Origin of the sequence: Dyadobacter jejuensis, from assembly GCF_003149085.1 — a bacterium.
GTDB classification, from domain to species: Bacteria; Bacteroidota; Bacteroidia; order Cytophagales; family Spirosomataceae; genus Dyadobacter; species Dyadobacter jejuensis.
The window spans coordinates 1-12374 of the sequence record NZ_QGDT01000016.1; the positions used below are offsets into that span (position 1 = coordinate 1).

Genomic DNA, 12374 nt, shown 5'->3' on the forward strand with positions numbered 1-12374 from the left:
ACAATTACCCAAAGGGGTCAATATGCTCCAGAATGAATCAAAAATAAATGTCTAGGGGGTCAATATACGCCAGAATGTCACTAGAAAACAAGCCAATAATGTGCTTTTAGCATTCATTATTACCCTGAGTACAAGGGGTCAACATGCTCCAGAATATCCACTCAATGCCGTTGTTCTATACAGTTATCAAAATAAAGAAGTTCTGGAACTTCAGGGCTCCGTTTTTGGCTCTACCAACATACACCAATACTATTGTGATGGGGAGAAACTGGATTTGTTAGACCCCGTCCAATATGAAGATTTTAAGCAGAATCGCCTTGAAAAGTCAGTTCTGTACGGTACAAAAGTTTGGAACTAATTACCTTTTTAGTGCCACGCACAGATTATCCCTTTGGAACTTTTAACCCCTTAGTTGCTGTCTCGTTCTCAAATGAATCGGACAGACATATGATTAAGAAAATAGGATTTTTATCTTTCGGGCATTGGTCGCACCAGCAGGCTTATAATGCCCAGACGGCGAGTGACACGCTGCTACAGTCCATAGACCTGGCCGTGGCTGCCGAAGAGATCGGTTTAGATGGGGCTTATTTTCGGGTGCATCATTTTGCCTCTCAATTAGCATCACCATTTCCGTTGCTTGCGGCTATAGGCGCCAAAACAAGCAAAATAGAGATTGGGACGGGGGTAATTGATATGCGCTATGAAAACCCACTCTATATGGTGGAGGATGCCGGAGCGGCAGACTTGATCTCCGAGGGGCGGCTGCAACTGGGGGTAAGCCGGGGTTCGCCGGAACAAGTGATAGACGGCTGGAGGTATTTTGGATATGAACCGGCTGAGGGAGAGACCGATGCGGATATGGGACGCCGTAAGGCCCTCGAATTCCTGGAAAGGCTAAAGGGCAAGGGGTTTGCTCAGCCCAATCCGAACCCGATGTTCCCGAACCCTCCTGGCCTATTGCGGTTGGAGCCCCATTCCGAAGGATTACGGGAACGTATCTGGTGGGGTGCCGCCTCCAATGCAACGGCCGTTTGGGCCGCCGAAAATGGAATGAACCTACAAAGTTCGACCTTGAAATATGATGAAGGGGGTAAGCCTTTTCATGTGCAACAGGCGGAGCAGATTAGGCAATACAAAGATGCCTGGAAGAAAGCGGGATACCAGCGCGAACCAAGGGTGTCGGTAAGCCGGTCTATATTTGCATTGGTAAACGATCAGGATCGCTATTATTTCGGTCAGGAAGCGAATCGGAGAGATAAGATCGGAAATATCGAAAGGGGCAAGCAGGCGATTTTTGGTAGAAGCTACGCCGCAGAGCCCGATCAACTCATCAAAGAGTTGGCGCAAGACGAAGCGATTCAGGAAGCCGACACCCTCCTCTTGACGATACCCAATACGCTGGGAGTCGACTATAATGTACATGTGTTGTCCTCTATTTTGGACCATGTGGCACCTGGATTGGGTTGGCGCTAGCAGTGCCTCATGGCATGGCAAGGCCGAGTTAAGCAGGGCGCTGCCATGCCATTTGGAGTATAGCTGCATCCAGCGACGGCGCGGGACTACCAGTCTTTTATCTACGCTAATCTGCCAGATCAGCTCCGGATCTCCCGGCGCATGAAAAGGTAGTAAGACAGTGCAAAACATAAAACCGTAGCTGCTAGCAATCCGCTAACCTGAGGCCAGACGATCATCAGGCTTTCCTTGAAGGGTAGGGGGGAAGGAATAGCCATGGCCATTTGCTCCATGGTTAACGGACCCAAACTACGAACCGAGGGCATCAACAAGGTGGTGGTAGCGTCGGTGTAAAGTTGGCTGGGGTCTAGGCGTAGAAAATTACTTATCAACTCTTGGTAAGCCAATGCCTGCTGGGGAGCAAGAAATGCTGGATCGGGAAACAATGCTTTGGTTACCAGATTGACGACAAGCTTGTAAAACACCGTTAGGAAAAGCCAGATGCCAATGCCCGTAAGGGCAGAGGTGGCCGTTTGCTTGAAGCGGATGGAAAGTAAAATGGATAAACTAAGCCAAAATCCAACATAAACGAAGCTAATAAAAACGAAGGCGAAGATACGTAGTACCTCTTCGGGTTCAATTTTGACTCCCGTGATGAGCAGCCCTGCACCGATCATCAGCAAGGCAAGGGACACGAAGAGGCAGCCTACCATGACCATGGCGCTTACGAATTTTGATAGTATCAAGTTATCCCTATAAAGCGGCTGGGCCATGAGGCGCGTTAGGGTGCCGGCATTTTGCTCCGAATTGATGGTGTCAAACCCTAGGCTAATCCCTAACAGTGGCCCCAAAAAGCTAAGAAGTACATGAAAAGGAGGCAAGGTGCCATCGGTTGTGGTGAGGAGTTTCAGGTATAAAAATAGGCGATCGGGATCTTGCGTATTGGAGACGGCCGATTTGATATTACTTAATGATACATATAGGGCACCGAAAAAAGTAAGCCCTATCAGCGATAACAAGACGATAAAACGCCAGCTGCGTAGGTGGTCGGCAATTTCCTTCCCTACCATAATGCTGAATGGACTTGCTGGAAATACAGCTCCTTCAGACGAATGATTGTAATCTTTATTTTTTAAAGAAAGACTTCTGGAAAACACGGTTAGGCTTTTCATTGGTATTACTTTCTGCTAAGTTGTTTTCAAAATATTTCTCGTATATATCATCGAGTCCATATTCCTTTTTATGGACCCCCGTCACATCCAGACCTTTATGAACAAAGAACCGAACGAGGCTGGGAGTAATATCGCTGAGGCACGAAATCTCCACCACATTATCGGTTACGGCAACTCGTTGTACTCGTTCGAGTCGATGCAGGTCGTCTTCAAACTCCCAAGGGGTAGGTACTGCCTCTGCTAAGCTGATACTAACCACGTTCGTTTCATTTTTGAAAAGACTTCGGGAAAGTTTATCGACACTCCCTTCTACCAGCATTTTACCACCTACGAATATCCCAACACGGTCGCAAACCTGCTGTACCTGATGCAGATGGTGTGATGATAATAGTACGGTGATTCCATGTTGTCGGCTGAGTTGACGAATCAGTTTTAGGAATTCTTTGACCCCGCTGGGATCAATCCCTAGCGTAGGCTCGTCGAGTATGATGACCTCCGGTTGCTTAATAAGCACATCGGCCAGGCCTAGCCTTTGCTTCATACCCCTGGAAAATGCGGAGGTCTTTTTGTCGGCGGCGTCACGGAGTCCGATGGCCGTCATGACTTCAAAGGCACGGTCTTTAACTTCGGCTTCTGGAATACCATTGAGCCTGCCGATATAAGTTAAATTTTCGAGAGCCGTCATGCTATCATAAAAGCCGACGCTGTCGGGCAGATAACCTACTTTTCTTTTTACAGCGATGGGGTTGGTGGTGGCATTATAGCCGCAAACGGTAGCCGTTCCTGCCGTGGGTTCGGTAAGCCCTAGCATCATCATAATGGTGGTGGTCTTTCCCGCACCGTTGGGTCCTAACAGACCGAATATCTCCCCTTTTTGAATGGTTAGGTCCAGGTTGTCAACGGCCTTTAGGCTACCATAGCATTTTGTCAAACCCCTCAATTCAATGATTGGCTTCTCCATAATACTTATCGTCTGCCGTATTTACGAATTAAAGAATATACAAGACCTATCGAGAGCAATATGACTATGATGCCGATCCAACCCGAAAGGAGGGACGTTTTAACGGTAATTCTAAAAGTCGAATTGGCGGATGCATTCGTATTCTTAGCAGTAAACGTGGTGATATAGTCGCCCGCGATCGTTTTGTCGGGGACTTTTACCTTCGCCTTAACGTCAACCGTTTTATTAGGATCGAGTCTGTCGATTTTGGATGGCTCAAAGGTCACGTCCCAGTGGGAGGGTGACTGTGCGGTCAACTCTACGTTTTCTAGCGGTAGGGTGGCGCTATTTCTGACGACCAGGTGTATCTCTTTGGTGCTTCCCTCAGTAAGTTCATCACTCAGCCGACCGGTAGGGGTAGTCAGCTCTATGCCATAGGCTCCTTTTAAGGCCGCCTCCAAATTGAGGGTCAGACTGTCACTAGCCGATGTAGCCGTCACCAAAACACTGTATTTGGAAGGTTTTGAATCGGGGCGTGCTTTTAATTCTATGGTAACATCCTGCGATTTTTTTGCCTCGACACTGACGGAGGTAACCGGGCTACCCATAGTCATGTAAGTAACCGACCATCCGTCTGGTACCTGTGCCTGCAATTGGTAGATTTTTGTTTCGGACGTCCCGTTATATAGGACGGTGTTGTACCTGAACGTTTCATTGGCAGTGGCCTCTATATTCATGAGGTTGGCTTTGAAGGAGGATGTGCCGCCCGTGGCGTTGGGTACTTGAGCGAAGAGGTGGGTGGTGGTTAGCAGTCCAGAAATAAAAAACACTAGCAAACCATAAAACTGTAGATTGTACTTTTTTGAATTGGGACAAATAGTGGTCATGATCTAATAAACAAAAGGTATTAAGTTCGATTTATTAAAAAATGGTTTGACTGGTCCTAATGGAAGAACAGTCCTGAAATCTGAACCCAAAAATAATAAAACGCTAAAATTTCAAAAAAAATGAAATGGAATTTTTTTTTGAAATTTTTCGAGTTTTATTTGGATACTAAGCGAGCCAAAACAGCTCATGTCCGAAATAATGAGCGGGCTTGTATTTGAAAATGCTCGTTGGGTAGCGATTGTATTAGCTTGGTTCTATAATTCAGCTTAAATCCCCCTGCGAGTACAAAATGAGCCCTTGTTTATCGGATAGGTCAATCGAAAATAAGGATCATATTGATTAACACCCTGCATAGGCCGCCCGGAAAACTCCATTGAGGGCGATGATTGTGTTTTCTTCGATTATCCTGCCATCGTTGAGTGCTATATATGGATTTGGAACATCCCTATGAATTTCCTGAATAATTCCTTCGGCTCGTTCCAATCCGTTGAGGTCCAAAATCATTTCTGCTTTTGCCCCCCGGTTTTTACAATCGATTAACATTTCCAGAAAGGTTTCGGTCATTGATAAGGTTGTACGTAAGTCCATATATTTTGTGGTGGTTTCTTGCTGGTCAAGCAGATGGGTGAAACAAAATATTTCCTCTTTGTATACGCCACTACGTCACAAATGGTTCAATCCCATTTTTCGATACTTTCAATCATGGATTTGTGCTAACATCTAAGGGCTGGCGTCTGTCTCCGGCCTTTGACATTAACCCATCCATGGATCAAGATGGTCTTGCTATCAATATCGATATGGATGATAATTAACTGGATGTCGAGATAGCAAAACAGGTTGGAATATACTTTCGTCTGGGTGAAAAGGAGATGAACCAAATCATAGATCAGGTCCAATCATCTGTTTCAAAATGGCAGGTGAAATAGGGATTTTCAGGGCTGAGCAGATATTGATGACTTCTGCTTTTCGGGTGTCCTATTTGGTGCTATGATACTCCTATTTTATTAGAACAAATACGGGTAGGAATGAACTCAGCCCTTATCGACCGGGTTGTTGCCGTAAGCCGTAAGCCGTAAGCCGTAAGCCGTAAGCCGTAAGCCGTAAGCCGTAAGCCGTAAGCCGTAAGCCGTAAGCCTATTAAAGCCCACAAAAAAAGACTGCCTAAAAAGACAGCCTTAAAACTGGGAGGAAGACGGGTCTCGAACCCGCGACCTCTAGAACCACAATCTAGCGCTCTAACCAACTGAGCTACAACCTCCGTTTGAGGTCACAAAAATACAAAAAGGTTTACAGCTTGCAACAAAATGGATAAATATTTTTTTGCTGCTGTAAACCTTTTTTATGATCTATTAAATTATTTTGCTGCAACAAACAGAGCGTCAGCGGCTTTCCAGTCTACTACGTTCCAGTAAGCATCGATATAATCGGGGCGCTTGTTTTGGTATTTTAGGTAGTATGCATGCTCCCAAACATCCAGTCCTAAGATGGGGCTGCCTTTTACCTCAGCAATATCCATTAAAGTATTGTCTTGGTTGGGGGTAGAAGTTACCGCCAATTCACCATCTTTTACGATAAGCCAAGCCCAGCCCGAACCGAAACGGGTAGCGGCGGCTTTTTTGAATTCTTCTTTAAAGGCTGAGAAAGAGCCAAATTTGGCGTCAATGGCCTTAGCAAGCTCACCAGTAGGTTCACCACCTCCGTTAGGAGAAAGTGACTTCCAGAAAAAGCTGTGGTTGAAATGACCACCTCCGTTATTGCGAACGGCTGCAGGAGCCTTGCTGATTCCGCTTAATATATCTTCAATGCTTTTACCCTCAAGTTCACTACCCGCAATAGCGGCGTTCAGATTGTTTACATAAGCCTGGTGGTGACGGTCATGGTGTATTTCCATGGTAAGTGCGTCGAAGTTAGGCTCCAATGCATTATTTGCGTATGGTAAGGGATCTAGTGTAAATGCCATCTTAAAAATGAAGTTTATGGTTAATATGATTAAACAGTAATTCTCTAACAATAGATAGTGGGATTATGTTCTTAGCTTCGAAAAAAAGTTCTGCAATAGCGCTTTGCTTTCCTCAGCCATAATGCCTTCTATCAGTATGGTTTTAGGGTGTAAAAGATTCATGCCATAGCGGCGAAACCCTCGTTTTTCATCAGTAGCACCCATGACGACCCGGCTAATCTGCGACCAGTTGAGCGCTCCCGCACACATTACACAAGGTTCGAGGGTGACATATAGGGTGCAATTTTTAAGATATTTGGCACCCAAATGATCGGCAGCGGCCGTAATCGCCAGCATTTCGGCATGGGCAGTCACATCCTGAAGGCGCTCGGTTTGGTTATACCCTTTGCCCAATATGCGCTCTCCATGCGTTACCAAAGCTCCTACTGGTATCTCCCCCACTGCATAGGCTTCTTGAGCCAGCCTATAGGCCTCTTGCATAAAGTAATGATCCATTAAATCGGCTTGTATATTCATTTTTCTTTTGAACTGCTACCTAAATTCTAATAAAGAGGATCGGGACTTTTTGTCGCGATCCCCTTTATTCAGGCCTAGGGCTTAAATACTCTCTGTACCTGGTTGAGGTCACCATTCTCGATACGGATCAGATAGATTCCCGACGACATAGCCGAGAAATCGAGTTCGCTAAATGCTTCCCGAGTAGTCTTCTTTTTCAATACCACGCCTCTCGTATCGAGCAGCTGTATGGTAGCGCCCTCTCCCACAATCGTGTTGGTGATTTCTATTAAACATTTTTGTTCGATTAGGGTAGGGTATACCTTCACCCATTCGGTTACTGGAGGTTCTACACCCAAAATGGGGTCTACCTGTACCCGAGCGGTCCCTTTTCCTAAGCCAGTTCCGCAGCCATTACTTACGGTAGTAATAGCATATGTGGTGGTTTTGGCAGGGGCCACTTCTATACTATAAGGAGTAGTGGTAGCCGTATAAAGACTGTCGGTACTGCCGTTGTTGACATAAAACTGCCAGGGTCCTATTCCCGTGAGGGCCACATTCAATTGGGCCTTATCGCCGATGACGATCGTCTGGTTACCCGTTATTGTAGCAGTAGGAATCGGATTGATTTTTAATGTAATCTCACTGATGGTTCCTGGCTGGGTGAATTCAGGGTTGGGATTCTCACTGGCTACCCGTACATAATAGGTACCTCCTTGGGTACTATCGGGTATGGTGGCCACTATCGACGAACCTGTTACCAAGGAAGGGATTGAATAGAAGGTGCTATCCCAAGTGGAAGTGCTGAGTTGTACGACCATTTTGCTGTCGGTAGGGAAGTCGCCAGATTTTTGGAAAAGAATCTGGAAATCGCCTCCTGCACAGGCCTCTGCCACCGACGGGTTGCCCGTGGTGATGGTGGGAACCAGTACATTGACAATGGCTACCCCCAATTGAATCCCCTTACCACAGGCATTGGAGACTTCGGTAACCGAATAGGTGGTGGTAACGGCCGGTTGAACGGGTACTTGAGTCGTGGACGTTGTAGAGGTTCCTGTCGTTCCGTCCGAAAGGGTATAGCTCCAGGGACCATCGCTGGTGAAGGCCAGTTTGACCGAAGCGGTTTCACCAAATTTGATGGTAGAGTTTCCTGAAATCGTTGCGGACGGGAAAGCCTTAATATGAATTTTGATCTCTTCTTTCGGACTCTCACATCCATTTACTTGTCCTGTTTGGGTAACATAGAAAGAGTAATCCTCTACCTTCTCCGTAAAGGGAGTAAAGGGGTAGCCCTGCCATTCTCCGTCTACTGTGCGGTACCATTTTAGCGCATAACCAGTGGCGTCCAAAATAGGAGCGGTCTCGCCTTGGCAATAAGCCAGGGAAGTGGTGGTGGCGGGTTTGGGAGTGGTGTTGACTTGTACGTCTATTTTGGTCCTGTCACCGGCACAGCCGTTGAGGGTTTGTCCAACATAATACGATGTGGTTCCTCCTGTTTCCGTCGATGGAACGGGGGCCGTTGGGCTGGCGGTACCTCCAGTAGCTACTGTTCCAAACCAATCGAGGGTGGCCCCCGTTTGAGGAGTGGCTTGTAGGGCAACGGCCTTGTCGAACTGGCAATATACCAGGCTTGGCTGAGGCAAGACCGGTAAGGCAGGAAGTGGCTTGACGGTGATCGTTTTCGCTACCCGAGTAGCACTCTCACAATTTTTGGCACTTACCTGTACTGCATAATAGGTAACGTCACCAGGAGCTTTTAAGTTGACCGTTGGTGTGGCCGTTAATGCGGTACCTCCTGTTGCTGCCGTATACCAGGCAATGGTGTTGCCGGTGGTAGGTGTTGCAGCAAAAGAATAGGTCTTATCGGCTTTTTCTTGACAAAACTCCTCGCCAATAACGGTGGCTGCCGTAGGTGTGGGGTTTATAACGACACTTACCAGGCTCCGTGGCCCTTCACAGACCAGGTTGGTGGTGCCAACTGGATAGGTGGTATTTTGAGAAACATAATAATTGGTGGTTCCAGCAGTAGTCGTTGAGGGTACAGGGGTACTGCTCAGCGGGGTAGTGGCTGTGGCTGTCGGATACCAGCTGTAAGCGGCACCAGAAGGTGTAAGGGCCGTGGCTGTGGTTCCTACACAATATTCGATTTGCGGAGTTACGGTCGGTGCCAGCGGTGTATCTTTTATGACCACGTCAATTTTAAGACGTGGACTTTCGCAGGCATTGGTCGTCGTTTGACTTACATAATAGCTGGTGGTGCCTACGGTAGTCGTTGGCGGTACTGGAGCGCTAGCGAGAGCCGTAGTTGCTGTGGCGGTGCTGTACCATTTTAATGCGGTTCCGCTAGCAGTAAGTGCCGCTGCGGTGCTATTTTGGCATAGCGTAACGGTAGGCATGGTGGTGGTAGGAAGTACAGAGAGGGCCTTCGTCGTCACTATAATTTCTGCCTTTTCACTTTCACAACCATTGACCGTCTGGGTTACAAAATAACTCTTGACTCCGGCTACGGTAGTAGTTGGTACGGGTGCAGTGGTCGAAGAGGTCGTGGCTGTTGCGGTGCTGTACCATTTAAGTGCCGTACCCGTTGCTGTAAGAGCCGTAGCGGTTTCGTTTAAGCAATAGGGGGCAGGGGTACTAATTACCGGAACTGCCGTTTCTATGACTACTACATCTATTTTGGCCCGAGGACTTTCACAGGGGCCGACCGTTTGCGTTACATAATAGCTTTTGGTTCCTACCACAGCAGTTGAGGGAACTGGAGCCGTAGCTGTTCCCGTTCCGCCGGTGGCCGTCGTATACCATTTAAGTGCGGTGCCAGTCGCAGTAAGTGCCGTTGCGGTTGCTCCCTTACAATAGGTGATATTGGCGACTGTCGGTGCTAATACCGCACAAGCGGACACGGTAACGGTGATCAGTGCTCTCGCACTTTCACAGCTACCTACTGTTTGAGTGACCCAGAAACTCTGCGTACCAGCTGCTGTGGTAGAGGGTGTCGGTGCGGTAGTGACCCCTGCACCTCCTGTGGCAGTAGTATACCATTTAAGTGCCGTACCCGTTGCCGTCAATGCTGCTGGGGTATCGCCGACGGTATAGGAAACATTGGCGACGGTGGGTGCTGCCGGCGGCACACAAGCGGACACGGTTACGGTGATGAGTGCTCTCGGGCTTTCACAGCTGCCTACTGTTTGGGTTACCCAAAAACTCTGCGTGCCTGCGGCCGTGGTAGTGGGTGTCGGTGCGGTAGTGACCCCTGCACCTCCTGTGGCAGTAGTATACCATTTTAGTGCCGTACCCGTTGCCGTCAATGCTGCTGGGGTATCGCCGACGGTATAGGAAATATTGGCGACGGTGGGTGCTGCCGGCGGCACACAAGCGGACACGGTAACGGTGATAAGAGCTCTCGCACTTTCACAGCTGCCTACTGTTTGAGTGACCCAGAAACTCTGCGTACCTGCTGCCGTGGTAGTGGGTGTCGGTGCGGTAGCGACGCCTGCACCTCCTGTGGCAGTAGTATACCATTTTAGTGCTGTTCCAGTAGCGGTTAGTGCTGCTGGCGTGTCTCCAACTGTATAGTTTACATTGGCAACGGTGGGTGCTGCTGGCGGCACACAAGCGGACACGGTAACGGTGATAAGAGCTCTCGGACTTTCACAACTACCTACTGTTTGGGTTACCCAAAAACTCTGTGTACCTGCTGCCGTGGTAGTGGGTGTCGGTGCGGTAGTGACCCCTGTACCTCCTGTTGCAGTAGTATACCATTTAAGTGCCGTACCCGTAGCCGTCAATGCCGCTGGGGTATCGCCGACGGTATAGGAAACATTGGCGACGGTGGGTGCTGCTGGCGGCACACAAGCGGAGACGGTAACGGTGATCAGTGCTCTCGGGCTTTCACAGCTGCCTACTGTTTGGGTTACCCAGTAGCTCTGAGTGCCTGCCGCCGTTGTAGTGGGTACTGGCGCTGCTGCTAAGGCGGTTCCTCCTGTAGCTACGTCATACCATTTTAGGGCTGTTCCAGTAGCCGTCAATGCTACTGGCGTATCTCCAACTGTATAGTTTACATTGGCAACTGTCGGTGCCGCTGGTGGTGTACAAGCCGCGACTGTCACGGTAATGAGTGCTCTCGGGCTTTCACAGCCTCCAACGGTTTGTGTTACCCAGTAGCTCTGAGTGCCTGCCGCCGTTGCGGTGGGTACTGGCGCTGCTGCTAAGGCGGTTCCTCCTGTAGCTACGTCATACCATTTTAGTGCTGTTCCAGTAGCCGTCAATGCTACTGGCGTATCTCCAACCGTATAGTTTACATTGGCAACTGTAGGAGCTGCTGGCGGTGTACAAGCCGCGACTGTCACGGTAATGAGTGCTCTCGGGCTTTCACAGCCTCCAACGGTTTGTGTTACCCAGTAGCTCTGAGTGCCTGCCGCCGTTGTTGTGGGTACTGGCGCTGCTGCTAAGGCGGTTCCTCCTGTAGCTACGTCATACCATTTTAGGGCTGTTCCAGTAGCGGTCAGTGCTACTGGCGTGTCTCCAACTGTATAGTTTACATTGGCAACGGTGGGTGCTGCTGGTGGTGTACAAGCCGCGACTGTCACGGTGATGAGTGCTCTCGGGCTTTCACAGCCCCCAACGGTTTGAGTGACCCAGTAGCTCTGAGTGCCTGCGGCCGTTGTGGTGGGTACTGGTGCTGCTGCTAAGGCTGTTCCTCCTGTAGCCACGTCATACCATTTTAGTGCTGTTCCAGTAGCGGTCAGTGCTACTGGCGTATCTCCAACTGTATAGTTTACATTGGCAACTGTCGGTGCTGCTGGCGGGGCACAAGCGACTGTCACGGTAATGAGTGCTCTCGGGCTTTCGCAGCCTCCAACGGTTTGTGTTACCCAGTAGCTCTGAGTACCTGCTGCCGTTGCGGTGGGCACTGGCGCTGCTGCTAAGGCGGTTCCTCCTGTAGCCACGTCATACCATTGTAAGGCTGTTCCAGTAGCGGTCAATGCTACTGGGGTGTCTCCAACTGTATAGTTTACATTGGCGACTGTCGGTGCTGGCGGTAGGGCTGATATCGTAACTGCAGCACTCTCGGTACCCGTCACGGCGGGAGTGGCGCTAGTGATTCTAATTTTGTAGGCCGTACCTGCGGCGGCGGCGGCGGGAATGGTAGCAGTAATGGGTGTGCTAGTGCCAGAACCTATGGCCGTTGGGCTCGTAAAATCACCGGCATCATCGGAAAGTTCTACGGTATAGGTCGTTGAGGTAGGGAAAGTTCCGGTCGTTGCAAAGGCAACGGATACGGTGCTTCCTGCGCAAACTGCGCCCGGAGTAACGGTTCCAGTGGTGATAGTCTGTGCAAATGTGGTGGCCGCAAATAATACGAGCATCAGATTTACAAGAATATTTCTGGGGGTAAACAATTTTTTCATGTACAGGTTTATATTACTTTACCAGATTTCAGTTTAACGGTAAAGTTAGATATAATTTT

At 48.8% G+C, this 12374-nt stretch carries 9 protein-coding genes and 1 tRNA gene; 2 read left to right on the plus strand and 8 right to left on the minus strand.

The window, feature by feature from the left end; translation table 11 throughout:
- Positions 1–100 precede the first annotated feature (100 nt).
- Entirely contained in the window at positions 101–358 is a 258-nt protein-coding gene (locus CLV98_RS20465) for a hypothetical protein (RefSeq protein ID WP_109677510.1), read from the plus strand.
- 92 nt (positions 359–450) lie between these two features.
- The gene (locus CLV98_RS20470; RefSeq protein WP_109677652.1) at positions 451–1473 is read left to right on the plus strand and encodes an LLM class flavin-dependent oxidoreductase; all 1023 of its coding nucleotides are present in this window, start codon (positions 451–453) and stop codon (positions 1471–1473) included.
- A gap of 119 nt (positions 1474–1592) precedes the next feature.
- On the opposite strand, the gene CLV98_RS20475 is transcribed toward CLV98_RS20470, so the two are convergent.
- The 8 genes from CLV98_RS20475 to CLV98_RS20515 form a co-directional block, all read right to left on the minus strand.
- Positions 1593–2624, minus strand: a complete 1032-nt coding sequence (locus CLV98_RS20475; protein ID WP_109677512.1) for an ABC transporter permease — start codon at positions 2622–2624, stop codon at positions 1593–1595.
- On the minus strand, positions 2578–3585 hold the full coding sequence (locus CLV98_RS20480; protein WP_109677514.1) for an ABC transporter ATP-binding protein: 1008 nt from the start codon (positions 3583–3585) through the stop codon (positions 2578–2580). Before CLV98_RS20480 ends, CLV98_RS20475 begins: the two co-directional genes overlap by 47 nt.
- Before the next feature lie 5 nt (positions 3586–3590).
- Positions 3591–4451, minus strand: a complete 861-nt coding sequence (locus CLV98_RS20485) for a COG1470 family protein (protein ID WP_109677516.1) — start codon at positions 4449–4451, stop codon at positions 3591–3593.
- Between the two features lie 340 nt (positions 4452–4791).
- Positions 4792–5040, minus strand: coding sequence for a hypothetical protein (locus tag CLV98_RS20490; RefSeq protein ID WP_146202317.1), 249 nt, complete (start codon positions 5038–5040; stop codon positions 4792–4794).
- 595 nt (positions 5041–5635) lie between these two features.
- Positions 5636–5711 (minus strand) — tRNA-His (locus CLV98_RS20500).
- 95 nt (positions 5712–5806) lie between these two features.
- The gene (locus CLV98_RS20505; RefSeq protein WP_109677523.1) at positions 5807–6412 is read right to left on the minus strand and encodes a superoxide dismutase; all 606 of its coding nucleotides are present in this window, start codon (positions 6410–6412) and stop codon (positions 5807–5809) included.
- Positions 6413–6475: 63 nt separating this feature from the next.
- Positions 6476–6928, minus strand: coding sequence for a nucleoside deaminase (locus CLV98_RS20510; RefSeq protein ID WP_109677525.1), 453 nt, complete (start codon positions 6926–6928; stop codon positions 6476–6478).
- A 74-nt stretch (positions 6929–7002) separates the two neighbouring features.
- Positions 7003–12315 (minus strand): T9SS type A sorting domain-containing protein, encoded by a 5313-nt coding sequence (locus CLV98_RS20515; RefSeq protein ID WP_109677527.1) that lies wholly within the window; start codon positions 12313–12315, stop codon positions 7003–7005.
- Between the last annotated feature and the right edge of the window lie 59 nt (positions 12316–12374).